Below are 16269 nucleotides of genomic sequence, written 5' to 3'. Positions count from 1 at the left end.
CAACTGCCGGCTAAGTGTAGAAGAGCGGTATAGCGGACGGGAGGGAATGCGCCCGGCGGGAAATGGCGGCACGCAGGGAGTTGAGACAAAAAATGGGCGCCAAAGCGCCCAAGCATATACCTCACGAGAATCGCGACGATGCACTCGTCACCGGGAGAAAACCCGTAGCGGCCGGCCGCCTTGCAGCGACCGCCCGCGAACCGATCAGGCTGCCGCCGTATCGTTCTTCAAGGTGTCTTCATGGCCAAAGCGCTCTTCGGCCACACGATCCGCCACATGTGCGGTGGTTTCACCGGACTCATCGGCCCGCTGGAAAACTTCCTGCATGGTGCTGCCGATGGTATCGATGTGCTCTTTCACCTGTGCCGGGTCGTAGCTCTTGCCCGGCTCACGGATGCCCTGCTGCTGGTAATAGACGTCGATAATGCCGCCGGCATTGATCACGTAATCCGGGGCGTACAGGATTCCCTTTTCGCGCAGCACTTCTGCATGGCGCTCTTCTGCCAGCTGGTTGTTGGCAGCACCGGCAATGGCGCCCACTTTCAGGCGAGCGATGGTGTCATCGTTCAGGATCGCACCCATGGCGCAGGGCGCAAACAGGTCCACGTCCAGATCGAAGATCTCCTCAGCGCCCACGGCAGTGGCGCCCAGCTGATTCACAGCGCGATCAATGTTGTCCTGGAAGATATCGGTCACGTACAGCTCGGCACCCGCCTCTTTCAGCAGCTTGGCCAGGCGGAAGCCCACATTGCCCACACCCTGTATGGAGACCTTGAGACCACTCAGGTCAGTCTTGCCCCAGCGGTGCGCAGCCGCGGCCTTGAGGCCGACAAACACGCCGTAGGCGGTGGACGGGGACGGATCACCACCGTGCTCCGAACCCTCGATTACACCGGAGACGAACTGGGTGCGCTCGCCAATCACGTGCATGTCTTCCACGCTGGTGCCGGAGTCCTCCGCCGTGATGTAGCGGCCGCCCAGGGTGTTGATGAAGTCACCCATGGCGCGCAGTAATTCCGGGGACTTGTCTTTGCGCGGATCGCCAATAATCACCGCCTTGCCGCCGCCCAGCTTCAGGCCGGCCATGGCGGATTTGTAGGTCATACCGCGGGAAAGGCGCAGCACGTCATTGAGGGCCTCGCCGTCATCAGCGTAAGGCCACATGCGGCAGCCGCCCAATGAGGGTCCCAAATTGGTGTTGTGCACCGCAATAATCGCCTTCAGGCCGCTTTTGGCATCCTGGTAGAAAGCAACCTGTTCGTGCTTGTCATAGGCGGGATGGGAAAAAATACTCATTTTGTGTTCCTTTCCGGAGACCGGTTCTACAGCTGGGGAACAACCACAGCCCGTTTTCTGTTTTTATCGGAAGATAAGATTATATCCAGTGCCGGGATATAGAGTTTGCAAATTTTGCACAATCCGACGAAAGACGAGCGAAATCATCACGCCATCAACTATTTATTAGGATGAGGGGTCACATAGAAACAAGGATGCCCGACTGGTCACACTCCGCGCGAGCTGAGCTCCCGCTGTCACTGGTCCCACCGCAAGGGTCTGGTAGAATCCGCGCCCATTAATGACCCCAGATCACCCGCAGAGAATTCGCAATGCTGAATGCCGACGCCCTCAAGCAACTCTCCCAATTGAAGACCGACATCCGCTCCACCAAGGAATTTGCCGAGGGCCGGGTGCGCGGCAGCAACGGCAAATTCGGCTTTGTCACCCTGGACGACGGTCGCGAGGCGTTTCTGCCCCCTTCGGAGATGGAACGCGTCTTCCCCGGCGACCGGGTGCGGGTGAGCCTCAATGAGGAAGAGAAAGGCAAACTGTCTGCCGAACTGGACGTACTGCAGGAAACCGAACTGCAGTACCTGGTGGGTCAGTATGTACAGCGCGGCCAGGGCCACTTCGTACAGCCGAGCATGCCCGGCTTTACCCGCTGGATCTTCCTGCCACCCCGCGCCCGCGGCAAGGCCCAGCCCGGCGACTTCATCGCCTGCACCATCAACCGCCATCCCTTCAAGGACGGCCGCTCCCAGGCGAAGGTCGAGACCGTGATCGGCAAGCCCGATATGCCGGGCATCGAGCACGCCTATGTGGTTGCCCAGCACCGGCTGCCGGAAACTTTTGCAAAAAACGCGCTCAAACAAGCGGAGGAAATCCAGGGCAAACTGGAATCCGTGGTGAGCCAGCGACAGGATCTCTCCGGCCTCGGTTTTGTGACCATCGACGCCGAATCCACTCGCGACATGGATGACGCCCTGGCAGTAACCGCACGCGATGGTGGCTGGACCCTGCATATCGCCGTCGCCGATCCCTCCAGCCTGATCGAGCCGGGCAGCCCGCTGGACAAAGAAGCTTTCAACCGCGCCCACAGCCAGTACCTCCCTGGCGAAACCCTGCCCATGCTGCCCCGGGATCTGTGTGAGCATCAGTTCTCCCTGCTGCCTGAGGAGTTGCGTCCGGTTCTGGTGCTGCACGTTGACGTCAACAGCGACGGCAGCCTCGGCGACAGCAGTTACGAGTTCGCTGCCATCCGCTCCCAGCATAAGCTCAGCTACAAGCAGGTGGCCAGGTTGCTCGAAGGCGACGAGAGCGCCGTGCCGGCAGAGCAGCACGAGAGCCTGCGTAACCTGTCTGCCATGGCCAAGGCGCGTACCGCCTTCCGTGCCAGCCATTCACTGATGATGGAAGATCGCCCCGACTACGCGATTTACCTCAACGAGCAGCGCAAGATTGCCCGCATCGAGAAGCTGGAGCGCAACGCCGCCCAGCGCATCGTGGAGGAGGCCATGCTGGCCGCCAATATTTCCATGGGCCGGAAGCTGGCCGAACTGGAAAAAGGATGTTTCTCCGTGCACCTGGGTTTCCGCGACGAGCGCATGGGCGAGGTGAAGAGCCTGCTGAAGGAATTCCTGCCGGAACACGCGGAGAAGGACCTGCACCAGCTGGACAACTACCTTGCACTGGTGAAATACCTCGAAACCCACGACGAACCGCAGATGCAGAACCTGCTGGCGGTGCTCAAGCGCATGCTGCGCCCGGGCCAGTTCGCCAACGCCCCCGGCCCCCACCTGGGTCTGGGGCTGGACAGCTACGCCACCATTACCTCACCGATCCGCAAGTACAACGACCTGCACAACCACCGCGTGCTGCGTGCCGCCGCCGAGGACGAGCAGCTGCCGCCACTGGAAGACACTCAGGTTGAGGCCCTTCAGCAAAGCCTGATCTCTGGTCGCCAGGCCAACCGTGCCCTCGAGCAATGGCTCTACTGCCAGTTTATGCAGGACAAAGTTGGCCAGCAGTTCACCGGTAAAGTGACCCAGGTCAACGGTGCAGGCATCGGTGTACGCCTCGACGATAACGGCATCGACGGCTTCGTGCGCATGAACGGCGACAAAAAGAACCCGCCGGAATTCGACGGCAAACACCTGACCATCACCCACAAGAGCCAGACTTTCCGACTGGAGCAGCCGGTCAGCGTCAAGGTGAGCAACGTGGACGTGGACAAGCGCCGCATCGCATTGGATCTGGTCGAAACCGCATCGGCTGAATAATCTATCGAGTGCGGGTTGGCGCAAGCCAGTGCCCGCCAACACCTTCTTTCGTCATTCCGGCGAAGGCCGGAATCCAGTCACTCTGGACTCCGGCAGCGACTGCCCGACCGGCACAATCAGTCGGGCAGTAATCGCAATTTCCAAAAGAAATACTGCTAGAGACAATAGCCAGCAACAAATACAAGGGGTCCAGAAATGACCAGTATTGCCGAGCTCAACCCAACACCGCTGTGGAAGCATTTCGCCAAACTGTGCGAGATCCCCCGCCCGTCCAAGCACGAGGAAAAAGTGGTCGCTTACATCCTCGATTTCTGCAAAGAGCGCGGCCTGGATGTAAAGCTGGATCATATCGGCAACGTCATCATCAAGAAACCTGCCACCGCCGGCATGGAGGATCGGAAAACGCTGGCCATGCAAAGTCATGTGGACATGGTGCCGCAAAAAAATGCCGACACCGACCACGACTTTCGCAAAGATCCCATCAAGGCCTACGTCGACGGTGAGTGGGTCACTGCCGAGGGCACTACACTCGGCGCTGACAACGGTATTGGTGTAGCCGCCATCCTCGCCCTGCTGGAGAGCACCGACATTCCGCACCCGCCGCTGGAAGCACTGCTGACCGTTGATGAGGAGGCCGGCATGACCGGCGCCAAGCACTTGCAGCCCGGCCATTTCGAAGCGGAATTGCTGCTGAACCTCGATACCGAAGACGAGGGCGAACTCTACGTGGGTTGCGCCGGCGGCGTGGACATCAATGTCACCCTGCCCTACTCCACCACCGGCATGCCGGCAGACCACAAGGCGTTCAAACTGAACGTGCGCGGCCTGCGCGGCGGTCACTCCGGCCTGGACATCGACAAGGGCCGCGGCAACGCCAACAAGATCGCCAATCGCATCATCGACATTGCCCGGCGGGAAATCACCGACCTGCACATTGCCAGCCTCGACGGCGGCAGCCTGCGCAACGCCATCCCGCGCGAGTCTTTCAGCACTGTGACAGTGCCGGCTGAACACGCCGAGCGGCTGATGGAAATCGTCCTGCAGGAAACCGCCGTCATCAAGGCGGAGCTGGACAACGAGGCCAAGCTGGAAATCACCATCGAGGAGACCGACAGGCCCGAGGGCGTGATGGACCCGGCCACCCAGCAGAAACTGATTCATGCCATCCGTTGCTGCCCCAACGGCGTCGCCCGCATGAGCACCGACCTGGAAGGCATCGCCGATACCTCCAACAACCTGGCCCGCGTCGTTACCGAGCTGGTGGACGGCCAGCACCAGGTACGCATACAGTGCCTGGTGCGCAGCCTGTCCGACAGCGCCCGGGACGATCACGGCCTGAATGTCGCCGCCACTTTTGAGCTGACCGGTGCCAAGGTGTCACTGGACAATGCCTACCCCGGCTGGACACCCAACATTCACTCGCCACTATTGAAGATGATGAAGGATGTCTACAAAGCCATGACCGGCGAGGAACCGTTAGTGAAAGTTATCCACGCGGGCCTGGAGTGCGGCCTGCTGGCCAAGCCCTACCCTCACTGGGACATGGTCTCCTTCGGCCCCACCATCCGCCGCGCGCATTCGCCGGAGGAGCGGGTGCATATCGAGAGCGTGGGGAATTTCTGGGAGTATTTCCTGAAGGTGGTACAGGCGATACCCGCCGCACGCTGATACCTCGGCCGGACAGGGGGAAGGCCCCCACCGGCCCCGACTACTGGCCAGGGCAACCGGACTTGGCTTCACTTGACCGGTATCCCGGTTGCCGAGAGTCAGGTGAGATCTGTATCCCATCCATGGCCCCCTGCGTTGAGCCAAGCGCCGGTATTGCGCCCCTGCACATCCATCTCCGCCCCGCTGCGTATAGCCTTGCCAGGTAAAAGCAGCGAAACCTCGCCATGAAAAACATAAAACAGTTGTTACTGGCTGGCCTACTGGGCCTGCCGGGATGTGCCAGTGACGCGACCTTTGCCAACCGCCCTGTCGCCGATACGGGGCAAACCCTGCAGTCCATCTACGGACAGCCAACGGTATTTTCCGAGGGTGAACACCTAGTGGCATTGGGAATAGACCAGGAAACTTTCCGTGACGAACAAGGGGTGCTGTTCCTGCGCCTGTGGGTCTACAACGGCGGACAATCGCCGCTCTCAATGGGGCATGAAAGCGTCTCGGCATGGATGGTTGAACACGGTGAGGCTGAGCCTGCCGGGGAAGAAAAAGCCCTGATCAGCTCGCTATCCCAAGACGAATTCAATCACTGGCGCGACGAGCACACCCGAAGGAAGATCCTGAGCGTCAACGACAGACACGTGGGCACACCAGTCAGTAACCCCCACCTAAACCTGCGCGGCCTGCAGGAATGCGACCTGCTCAGCGAAGCGCCCGATGGCGATGCCAGCTTGGGAGAATCACGCTGTATCCGTGAAGTCCTCGACGACCTGGATTACACCCTCCGCAAGCCGCTCCCCACCAAGACGTCTTTTGGTACCGTGGCCCGCGCGGCCAGCGGGCGAGTGGTTTTACTGGATGAAAACCCGTTCAACCGCTTGGTGCGTGAGATACGCTACCTGCGCACCACCCCCAAATACCGCCACCTCCTGCAGATCGAGGCACTAGCCCCGGGCACTGTGGAAGGGGGCTATATCGCCTTGGATATTGACGACCTCCCTGACGACGGCGCGCGCACCGTTGCTGTCACCATCGATGCCGGCGGCGAGCAGCACCTCTTCCATATCCAACAATCCCTGCTAAGCCCCGAGTAAGCCGCCCCCTGTCGGCCACAACTGAGGCCCCAGCTCCCTGCCTGTCGATGTCTATGTCGATAGTGGGCGCGGCGTCCGGTAAACTGATTGGCCAACAATATTCCCGCGCATGCGCTTCAACCGGGAAAGGCAATGATTTACGCAACGGGCGCCCTACTCATCCTCCTGCTGATATATGGCCCCTCCCTGTGGGTGCGATTCATCATGTGGCGACATGCCCGCCAGCTGCCGGACATGCCGGGAACCGGCGGGGAGCTGGCGCGCCACCTCGTGGAGCGCTTCGGGCTGGAGGGCGTCACTGTTGAGCGTGGCCAGCCTGACCAGGATCATTACAATCCCGCAGAGAAGATCGTGTCCCTTAGCCCCCGCGTCCATGATGGCAAGTCACTGACGGCGGTCGCCGTAGCCGCGCACGAGGTGGGCCATGCGATTCAGTTCATTCGCAACGAACCTGTCAGCCACCTGAGACAGAAACACCTGGGCAAGGCCTTTTTTATCCGGAAAATCGGTACAGGCCTTCTCCTGCTTCTCTCGTCTGTCGCCCTGGTGGTAAAGATCCCGCACCTGTTCGCCCTGGCCATTGGCCTCGGCATCATCACGATGCTGGCCTCGGCTTTGATGTACGCCGCCATTCTCCCCGAGGAATACGATGCGAGCTTCAACAAGGCACTGCCAATACTGCGAGAAGGGTATGCTCCAGAGCAGCACCTAACAGCGATCCGCTCGGTGCTGAAGGCCGCAGCGCTGACCTACTTTGCAGGTGCTCTGGCAGAGATTCTCAGCCTGTGGCGGTGGCTCCGTTTTATCCGGTAATGCCCCCCAGATATCGAGGAGGCGAACCACATTATCGCTACTGCCCATCTTTCATTACCAGAATGGCCGATGGCGATAGTCTCTCCCCGCGTACGTACCTAAAAGCAATTCATACAACGTTTTGTAACCGAGTATCGTGAGCAGTCACTGCGCCCTGGTGCCCGATGCGCGCAAGCCCCTGCTGTTATCTGATCTCCAGAGCAGCTGTACCGGCCACCCGATGGCGTTGCCCACTGGCTGCGGACTCTCGGCCCCGGCGGTAATCAGAGGTCAGCCCGGAACGGAGTTCTGTCCCGGGACACTCCCTTGCCATGCCGATCTGGCTTCACCTGATTACAAAGCATTCTCTAACCCGCTTTGACCGACTGCGACTGCAGCGCTTCATTGATCACCCGGGCTTCGGCCGCGACGGACACAGCCGCGCGCCGCAGGCGATCGCGTATCGCGGACCAGGTGGCGCCTGCCGGGGGTTCCTCGATAAGAATTACCTCGCAGCCACTCTCATCCATGTTCCGCATCTGTCGGTACAGGTGCGCTCCGAAATCCTGTGCAGCTGGCGGCATCTCAACGCACTGACCCACGGCAGGTCGGTTACCCGGCAAATGCAACACACCGAAGCGCCCAGCCTGCATCTGACCGACGACGGTTTCGAGTGAGTCGGCCGGCACCAGCCAGACCGGCGCCTGCGGGCGATAGTGCTCGCGCATGTTGCCGGCCACTGCCACCGAATGTTCTGTGGGCTGCGCCACCGGCCGCCCCAGACAGGCTTCAATGTCCGTCGCGCTGATCGGGCCAGGGCGTAAAATCAGCGGAGTGCCGGTGAGATCGAGAATGGTCGATTCCAATCCAAATGCGCAGTCGCCGCCGTCGAGCACAGCACCGATCCGGCCATCCAATTCGCGGCGCACATGCTCTGCCGACGTGGGACTCAATCGCTTGTGACGGTTGGCCGACGGAGCCGTGACCGCGCGACCCAATCGCTTTAGCACCAGAAGAAACAGGGGATGGGCCGGCAATCGCAGGGCCACAGTATCGCGCCCGCCGGTAATGACATCGTCTACAAGTTTTCCCCGCTCGAGGAGCAACGTCAGCGGTCCCGGCCAGAACTTGTTCGCCAGCGCCCAGGCTTCCGGAGGGACGGATGCTGCCCAGAATGCCATCTCCTCCACACTGCTGAGGTGCACGATCAACGGGTGATCCGCAGGCCGCCCCTTGGCCTGAAAAGTTGCAGCGACCGCTGCGGGATTGCTGGCATCCGCCGCCAGACCGTAGACAGTTTCCGTCGGCAGCGCCACCAGTTGGCCCGCGGAAAGCAATTCCGCAGCCCGGTCAGTGGCACTCTTGTCGAGATACTCGGTTTTCACTGGGCACACCCTCCCGGATTCTTACTGAAAGATCTTCCGGCTGACGATTGAAAGTTGAAATTCACCGCGCCACACGTCAATACACAGACCACTTTACCGGCGGATGCTGGCACTCGGCACGGAACAGACTCTCCCTTGCGCGGCCTTTAAGCCGCTTCCTCCCGATATTCATCCCGGTACAACCGGAATAAGCGACCGTCACTGTCCAGCCGCGACAGGGTCAGCCAGTGGTTGTCCACCAGCTGCCGGACCACTTCGTGCTTGTTGACCAACGCGCGCAGTGGCTCCTCCGGTGCGGCTACCACGACACTCAACCGCTGCGGGCGGTGTTGCCAGCTCTCGCCATCGTGCACTGCCTGCCGGGAAAGACCGATGCGGAGATCTCCGCCCTGCCCTTCCAGCACACCGAGGTTGTCCACCAGGTTGTGCAAAATCTTGTTACCACTGCCGTAACGCTGCGGATCAGTGACCGATGCGTTGTACTGCATGTTGATCCAGTGGGTGACCAGCATCGGGGCAGTCAGCAGCGTTTCCAACAGCCGGTATTCATCGTCCTGTTGCCAGTCGTAGTCGTGCAGGAAAACTCGCCCACCCAGGTTCAGGTGGCGGGTGCGGGCACGTGGCGCGATGACAAAGGCCGCGTTGTCAGCCAGCCCCCATTCGGGCCGGGTCTGGGACCAGTCCCAGCCGCGCCGTTCGAGCGCCTCGCTGCAGGTTTCACCGAGCCGCGGCGCGCGCTCCGCGCGGGCCTGCTGACCCGCGTGCGACAGCCATTCCTCGACTTCTGCACCGACCTCATCGAAACAGTGAATATTATCCGCGGTGGTATCGTGCAGGGCCGCAATGAACCGGCACTGCGGCGACAGGAAAATGCCATGACTGCGCGCCAGGACCTCGCGCACCTCCGGGTCATTGGCCAGCTGGGCCAGCACCCGCACATTCAGTTCACCGCTCTGGCCGCCACAGGCACCGCAATCCAGCCCCGCGGCATGGGGGTTATTGCAGGTGCTGCTGCCGTGACCCACCAGCAACACCAGCGGTGCCGGATCGGCGAGCCCCATGGCAGTGAGCACCCCGGCCAGCAACTCCGCCTGACGCTCGACACTGAGCGGGCCATCACCATCCTCCAGCACAAACTCCCCCTGGGACTCCCTCAACAACCGGTTGACCGGTTGCTGCGGTGCGCTCGGCCAGAAGCTGCGGTTTACCAGCCGGGCGGCATAGGCCAGTCCGGTGGCTTCCACCGCGCCAAAAGTCCCGGGAGAGCCACCCATCAGTCGCTGCCAGTAGGTTTTGCGTTTGAGCTTTATGGGGCCGGCCTTGACCGGCTCGGCCTCGCGCACCCAGATCTGCGGGGCGAGCAACCCGGGCAGCTGCGGCCGCTGGTACTTGCCATCGCCGGGGCGATAACCGAGCGGCAAGCCGAAGAAACCGGCAAAGCCACGGGTCTCGATACCCGCGTCCTGTGCTTCCAGGGCCCTGCGCATCGGCTCGGATCGCACATCGATACAGAACACCGCCTGCAGCTTCGCCGGCGCCTTCGACTCGGCGGGCTGCGCCAGTTGTTGTGCGAGGCCGCGCTGGTAATCGAGCTCTGCGGCCCGCTGCCAGACCCAGGGCAAGCGCTGGTGCGAGCGGTGGGCCTCGATCAACATGGGAATAGATTGCTGCTGCCAGCTCCACAGTAATTCCTCGTCAGCCAGTTGCAGGGTGAGCCACTCCCAGGCAAGGCGGATCGCCAGCAGCTGCTCGAGACAGTGACGCTCCTCTCCGGCCAGGTTGGCCTGCCAGTGGAGATAGGCAGCCGCCGAGGCCCAACCATTGATCTCCAGCAACCAGCCATGCCCCAGCGAGCAGGCATCCTCTTCGCTGATACCCAGCGAGGTCTGTGCCAGTTCCAGCATTGCCGCAGCATCGTTGGGCAGCTCTTTCAGCAGCCGGCGCAACTGCGGGCAGCCCATCAACAGCGCCAGGCCCTTCTCATCGCGGGTATGCGCCAGCCAGTGTCGGTAGAGATCGTCCGCCTCCTGCCAGTACATGGCACAGCAGCGGCTGACCTGATCAACAATGGCATCCCGCCAGCTGAAGGCGTCGCTCTGGCGATGCATTGCCGCCAGCGACTGCCAGTGCCGCGGCGCGGGATTGTCACGGCTCGCCAGCACATCAGCGACGGACACTCCATGCTCCTCCGCTGCCGCAACCAGTGCGGCCTCACTGATGTTCTGTGCCCGGTAGTGGTCGATGCTCATCAAACAACGCACGCCACCGAGTGCGGCCAGCCGCGCGGCAACTTCCGGCATCGGCTGGTCGACCAGCGGCCACCAGGGGTTGACGGCAATCAACTGATCCAGGGGCCATGCGGGGGCAATACGGGCACAGGCAGCGGTAAGGCTCATGACCAGGACTCCTTGTTACGTTTTGCAGCGGAGAGAAGCGCAAGCTGCTCAATTGGGGCTGGCCAGACTGCCAGCGTCAGGCGGGTGGACCAGTGATCGAGGAAAAGGCCAGCGTGCAGCCAGTGCCGCAGGCGCATACGCCTGGGGTCACCCTGGGCGATAAAGCCCGCCAGCAACAGCAGGGCCATGGCGCAGACCCAGACAGTCTCCGGCCAGCCCGGAACAAATGGCGCGGGCAACAGCGTTCCGAACAGGGTTTTCTGGGCCAGGTAGGCACCGGCAACCAGTACGCCGCCCAGTGGCCCGAGCATCACCAGAGTCAGTGCCAGCAGGGCCAGCGCCGCCGGGGTGACCCCCAGCAACCAGAGACCGAGGCTGAACACTGCCGCCGGCAGTAACCGGTAACGCCAGCGCGGGGGCCCGGACAGTTTCTGTGCCAACACCTTGTTCATGTTGTCGGCAGCGGCGAGAAAGCCGTGGGCTTTGTAGCAGCTATGGGCCGCCAGGTGCAGCAGCGCCAGGGCGTGAAGGCCGAGGGCGCATTCCAGCAACATCAGCCCCATCTGCGCACTGGTGGACCAGGCCAGCCGCTCCTTGACACTGGTCTGCAGGCACATGGCCAAGGTGGCCACCACCACCGACAGACCGGCAACCACGAGCACCAGCCACTGGGCAGCAACCGACGCCCCCAGCAGCGGCGCGGCCAGTATCAGCAGATAACCGCCGAGGTTGATGACCCCCGCGTGCAGCAGTGCCGACACCGGTGTTGGCGCCTCCACCACCTGAATCAGCCAGCCATGCACCGGCAGCTGGGCACACTTGATCAGGGCCGCGACCGCAATCAGGACGATCGCCACATGCTGCTGCAGGGACAGGGGGCCATCGGCGGAGAAGAGATCATTCAGCCAGGGGCTGCCGTGATGCAGGTAAAGCAGTAACAGGGCGATCGCCAGGGAGAGCTCGGCCATCCGCGCCAGCAGGAATTTCTTGTGCGCCGCCAGCTGCGCGCGCGGGCGCTCCGGGTAGAAGAGCAGAAGGCTGTGCAGTGCCAGGCTGATACCAACCCAGCCGGCAAGCAGCAATAGCGCATGATTGGTGGTCACCACCAGCACCACGCCGCCCAGCAGCCAGAGGACGCGCCGCAGGAAGACATCCTGGCGCGGCTCGCCAGCGAGGTAGTTACGGGAAAAGCGCAGCACCAGGAAGCCGATGAAAGTGACAACCAGCGCCACTACGGCGCTGGCGGGATGCGGGCTGAACCATTGGCCGGGCTCCACGCCCGTGAGCGCCCGCAGCAGAGCGCTGCCAGAAGCTGCCGCCAGCGCCACAGCGCCGAAACCGATCGCCACCGACCAGCGCACCCGCAACAGTGCCGCCAGCGGAAAAAGCGACACCAACAGCGTCAGCAGCAGGTCCAAAAGTTCTGTGTGCATCTCGCCCCCATGGTTATGTCGTAACGGGCGCAGTATCCACAGGGAGACCAGTTAGGTAAAATTGATATAAATTGAATAAACGTTCTATAAAAAAGAACTATGAGCCGGCTCAACTACCATCATCTCTACTACTTCTGGCAGGTCGCGCGCGGTGGCAACCTCACCCAGGTCGCCAACCGTCTCCACATTTCCCAATCGGCACTCTCGACTCAGATCAAGCAGCTCGAGGAGAGCCTCGGCCAGCCGCTGTTCCACCGCCAGGGCCGCAAGCTGCTACTGACCGAAGCCGGCCAGCAGGTACTCACCTACGCCAACGACATCTTCAGAAAGGGAGAAGAACTGGAAGCCGTGGTGCGACAGGGCATCAGCCCGGTGCACCAGACCCTGCGGATTGGTATGGCGGCCACCATGTCCCGTAACTTTATCGAGGTGTTTATCGCCCCCTTGCTGGGGGACCCGGGGCAGCGTTTCAGCCTGCAGAGCCTGACCATGCCTGCCCTGCTCGACGGCCTGGCCAACCATGAACTGGACCTGGTACTCACCAACACCAATGTCGGCGACGACCCCCACCGCCCCTGGCAGGTGCAACGGGTCGCCAGTCAGCCGCTGTCGGTGATCGGCCCGCCGGACCTCAAACCGACCAGCGCTTTCCCGGAGGGCTTCTCAGAATTGCATTGGCTGCTACCGGGGCGACGCAGTGAAATGCGCCAGGGCTTCGATGCCTTTTGCAGCCTGTGGCAATTCGATCCGCAAATTCAGGCCGAGGTGGATGACATGGCCATGCTGCGCCTGCTGGCCCGGGACAGCGGCGCCGTCGCGGTCATGCCCAGCGTGGTGGTAAGGGATGAATTGGCCAGCGGCAAGCTGGCCATCTACTTCACCGTGCCCGATGTGTTCGAGCACTTCTATGCGATTACTGTCAACCGGCGCTTGCAGCCCGATGCACTGGAGCTGCTGCTCAGCCAGCAGAAACGGGCTTTTGATTAAAGGGTAAAAAAACCTGATAGGGAAATTAACGCCCGCCGCACAGGCGAGCGATTTATCGCGAGTCCAGCGCACGGCGTGCGCGATTGTGCCGGCGCTGGTTAGATCGAAATTGTAAAATACTATCCTTGGCAGAAGCCTTCAGCATACTTAGCGGGATAAAGCCTAAATCACAACCCGAACAATAATACCCGTCAAGGAACGGTCTTAGCAGGCCTCGTTTGAGAAACTTGTCCTGTATGCACTCAAGAGAAATGCCTGGCCATCTGTACCTTTCCTCGGCATCTGTATCTACAGGAGGATAATAATCTCCACACAATATTAGCTTTGTTCTAACTTCGCTGGAGCTACCGCATCTCGGGCAAACTTCCATGTCACCTCCATTTCAATCTAACACCCAGCGTTGGCTGTTGATCTGCCGCTGTTTGTTACGTCTGCTGGAACCTCAACCATCCGGTATCGGAGCCCACAATAGGAATAAAAAACAGTGCCCCGACGGCTCCGTTTTTCTTAGCCAAAATCAAAGAGTTTCCACTTTTGGAGAAACTATACCTTACCCACTGCTTTCCAATAGCACCTTCTTTGACTAGAAATTCGACTCGCTCTATGACATGGCTTCCGTTTTTACAGCTAAGTTCTGATTCTGAAGTAAGGTTAGCGCTTTTTATAGCTTTAGAGTCATCAAGTAATGTGATCTCGAAAGAGCCGCTATCGTGGGAATTGACAATTTTCACATAATCCACTGATGATGGATCTTGCCCCTTAGGGAAAAAAACTGATGATAGATATACTTCTTTCTGCTTTGAGTTTTCGCCAAGGTTGTTATATAAGCCAGAAATATCTTGGCAGCCTCCTGATTTAGCATAGGCTACCGGCTCCCACTCAGAGGGGTACTCATCTTTGAGAACACAACCTGCAGTTAATAACAATAAAGACAAAATTAGCGCTGTTTTTTTAATGATGCTCTCCTTGCCTGGTCTTACCTACAAAAAGTAGATACCATAACTATGCGCATTTTGCGCGAAAGTGGAAGCACAGCGACCAGTGCACAAGGTAAGCTGTCCCGTGGAGGGCCGAAGGCCCGGAGCAATCTGCCTGGCCTTGTTAAACATATCAGGCGCCTTAATCGGCAAACCAGATTTTCTTTGAGTCAGAAAGAATAATTTTCTCCGCCTCGACGGTAGTAACCGCGCTTGAGGCACATAATACATAACCACTTACTTGCGAAATTATGTAACCCATTTCTCCTGACGAAGAAATATGCTCATAATCTGCCTCTTCATTTTTTAATACTGTGTAATCTTCGCTGCCACATAGCTCTACTGCTCTACGGTTAAAGGCTTTGTATGCACCAGAATAGTTAACCCAAGGCTTGAAGTTAGTTTTAGCAATTATGAAGTACATCCCTTCATCAACTTCCCGGTCTTGAAAGCCACCCCCGAAGGGATTGGCCCCATGTTCATTTATGTTGTGATAAGAGGAGCTACACGCCGTGCACAATGCTAAAAGAACCACACAGAATATTATTTTTCGCATCCTAGATCTCAATGTTTAACGTTGAAGCTGTGCGGCGCAAACGAAGCCCAGCGTAATTTGCGTCCGCACGAGCGCCTTGTTAGGCATACTCTTCTTTTCTTGCCTCATTTAATAACCCTTGTTGCTCCAAAACAGTTTCAACTGCCAAACTTGCTGCTAAAACTGAACAACTAAATATCTCACCTAGTGGCGCCTCAAAATCAAGGCTTTCTTCTAATAATTTATGTGAGAGTAGCTCAACCTCCTCAGCACAGTCAGTGTAATAAGCAACTCTTAACCTCCAAGTTCCTACGGGTTTACTTTTTTTGCGGTATTTTTCTATACGCTTTTCAAGACTGTTAATGATTCGTGTAAATGATCCTTTTTCACTACCTGAAAGATTTCCATATCGCCCTTTTATATCGGTTAGGTAGGACTCAGATAGTGTTGTGTCTTCTTCAATAGGTAAAGAGTTTCCACCAGGACAATCTTTACCGCTAACCACATGTCTAGGGATTAGTCCTTTTTTATTTATAAAGCGTCTTGAGCCACATATTTGGCACATGGCTTTATATCCCGCCCAAATGTTATTTACGTCTTTTAGGCGCTCTGTGACATTGACTGTTGCGTTGATGGTCATACCAACTTTTACACGCTGAGCTTCTGAGTTTTCAAAAATATACACAACTCCATGCATGTGGCGAAAGTCGGTCATTTTCAAATATGCCTAACTATACAGGGTGTCTACTAAACGTGGGTAAGTCTTCCCTATAACGCCATGCGCAGTGGCGACTTACTTTGTGTGCTTTTTGCATGAAAATAGGAGCGCAGCGACGGTGCAAAAAGTGCAAAAAGTGCAAAAAGTGCAAAAAGTAAGATGTCGGCTGCCGCACCTTGTTAAGCATTTCTTGGCACCCGCTCTGAATCGGGCACCTCCTCATTTATGACTCTCAGCTTGTTCAGTGAGATTTGATATTGGCCATTTGAGGGTAATTTTTTACCCTCGAACTCCTTCCATACGTACTTTCCAGGGCCGTTATAAATCTCTTCGAAAGCTCCAGTAGGAAGAATTTTTATCACGATGGCTTGCTCTGGCTCACTTCTAAAAGCAGCTGACTTCGACTGAGTAGCCTTAATCTCAACCTGCCTACCCTTAGGGCAGATCGCGTCAAAGCCCTTATTAGAAGCTGTCATAAGTTCAAGAGAGTAGGCATCTGCAACTAAACATTCACCAATACTACCGACCATATGGCCATCTGGAGTGAAGTGACGCCCAGGAAACACTTCCTCCAACTCACTTACCGTGGAATAGAGTTTCTCAACTAACTTTTTAAATTTTCCGTGATTCATTATTTTGCTTAACATTTGTATCTTGGTCGTCAGGAGACTACCCCACCGACACATATCTCAAAATAGATTTCCCGCCAGAATGCGCGCAAACCCCCGGGGCG

General features: G+C 58.5%; 13 protein-coding genes. 5 read left to right on the top strand and 8 right to left on the bottom strand.

Features of this window, described 5'->3' with window-relative positions; translation table 11 throughout:
• Nucleotides 1-204 precede the first annotated feature (204 nt).
• Nucleotides 205-1296, bottom strand: coding sequence for a Glu/Leu/Phe/Val dehydrogenase dimerization domain-containing protein (locus AWR36_RS01570; protein WP_067080032.1), 1092 nt, complete (start codon nucleotides 1294-1296; stop codon nucleotides 205-207).
• A 311-nt stretch (nucleotides 1297-1607) separates the two neighbouring features.
• Between AWR36_RS01570 and AWR36_RS01565 the strand changes: the two genes are divergently transcribed.
• The 4 genes from AWR36_RS01565 (at nucleotide 1608) to AWR36_RS01550 (ending at nucleotide 7126) form a co-directional block, all read left to right on the top strand.
• Nucleotides 1608-3557, top strand: coding sequence for a VacB/RNase II family 3'-5' exoribonuclease (locus AWR36_RS01565; RefSeq protein ID WP_067080030.1), 1950 nt, complete (start codon nucleotides 1608-1610; stop codon nucleotides 3555-3557).
• A 195-nt stretch (nucleotides 3558-3752) separates the two neighbouring features.
• A complete protein-coding gene (locus tag AWR36_RS01560; RefSeq protein ID WP_067080027.1) occupies nucleotides 3753-5225 on the top strand; it encodes an aminoacyl-histidine dipeptidase in 1473 nt (490 codons plus the stop codon).
• Nucleotides 5226-5449: 224 nt separating this feature from the next.
• Complete coding sequence (locus tag AWR36_RS01555; RefSeq protein ID WP_067080025.1) at nucleotides 5450-6313, top strand: hypothetical protein; 864 nt, start codon at nucleotides 5450-5452, stop codon at nucleotides 6311-6313.
• Nucleotides 6314-6445: 132 nt separating this feature from the next.
• Entirely contained in the window at nucleotides 6446-7126 is a 681-nt protein-coding gene (locus AWR36_RS01550) for a zinc metallopeptidase (protein ID WP_067080023.1), read from the top strand.
• A gap of 347 nt (nucleotides 7127-7473) precedes the next feature.
• Here the strand turns inward: AWR36_RS01550 and AWR36_RS01545 are convergent, their stop codons facing one another.
• The 3 genes from AWR36_RS01545 to AWR36_RS01535 form a co-directional block, all read right to left on the bottom strand.
• Nucleotides 7474-8490 carry an L-threonylcarbamoyladenylate synthase gene (locus tag AWR36_RS01545; protein WP_067104408.1) on the bottom strand — a complete coding sequence of 339 codons (1017 nt, stop codon included), beginning with the start codon at nucleotides 8488-8490 and terminating at the stop codon, nucleotides 7474-7476.
• A 146-nt stretch (nucleotides 8491-8636) separates the two neighbouring features.
• On the bottom strand, nucleotides 8637-10886 hold the full coding sequence (locus AWR36_RS01540) for a YbcC family protein (protein ID WP_067080021.1): 2250 nt from the start codon (nucleotides 10884-10886) through the stop codon (nucleotides 8637-8639).
• Nucleotides 10883-12319 (bottom strand): NADH-quinone oxidoreductase subunit L, encoded by a 1437-nt coding sequence (locus AWR36_RS01535; RefSeq protein ID WP_067104406.1) that lies wholly within the window; start codon nucleotides 12317-12319, stop codon nucleotides 10883-10885. The genes AWR36_RS01540 and AWR36_RS01535 overlap by 4 nt, the downstream gene beginning before the upstream one ends.
• A 99-nt stretch (nucleotides 12320-12418) precedes the next feature.
• Between AWR36_RS01535 and AWR36_RS01530 the strand changes: the two genes are divergently transcribed.
• Nucleotides 12419-13306, top strand: coding sequence for a LysR family transcriptional regulator (locus tag AWR36_RS01530; RefSeq protein WP_067080019.1), 888 nt, complete (start codon nucleotides 12419-12421; stop codon nucleotides 13304-13306).
• Between the two features lie 425 nt (nucleotides 13307-13731).
• Here the strand turns inward: AWR36_RS01530 and AWR36_RS16035 are convergent, their stop codons facing one another.
• From AWR36_RS16035 to AWR36_RS01520, 4 genes are all read right to left on the bottom strand, one after another.
• Entirely contained in the window at nucleotides 13732-14241 is a 510-nt protein-coding gene (locus AWR36_RS16035) for a hypothetical protein (RefSeq protein ID WP_141398450.1), read from the bottom strand.
• A 184-nt stretch (nucleotides 14242-14425) separates the two neighbouring features.
• Complete coding sequence (locus AWR36_RS16030) at nucleotides 14426-14839, bottom strand: hypothetical protein (protein WP_141398449.1); 414 nt, start codon at nucleotides 14837-14839, stop codon at nucleotides 14426-14428.
• Between the two features lie 79 nt (nucleotides 14840-14918).
• Nucleotides 14919-15533 (bottom strand): hypothetical protein, encoded by a 615-nt coding sequence (locus AWR36_RS01525; protein ID WP_197409210.1) that lies wholly within the window; start codon nucleotides 15531-15533, stop codon nucleotides 14919-14921.
• A gap of 182 nt (nucleotides 15534-15715) precedes the next feature.
• Nucleotides 15716-16168 carry a DUF6998 domain-containing protein gene (locus tag AWR36_RS01520; RefSeq protein WP_067081758.1) on the bottom strand — a complete coding sequence of 151 codons (453 nt, stop codon included), beginning with the start codon at nucleotides 16166-16168 and terminating at the stop codon, nucleotides 15716-15718.
• Between the last annotated feature and the right edge of the window lie 101 nt (nucleotides 16169-16269).

It is taken from the genome of Microbulbifer flavimaris, from assembly GCF_001641755.2.
Lineage (GTDB): Bacteria > Pseudomonadota > Gammaproteobacteria > Pseudomonadales > Cellvibrionaceae > Microbulbifer > Microbulbifer flavimaris.
Note: the sequence above shows the minus strand (reverse complement) of the source record. Positions and strands in the feature narration are given on the sequence as shown.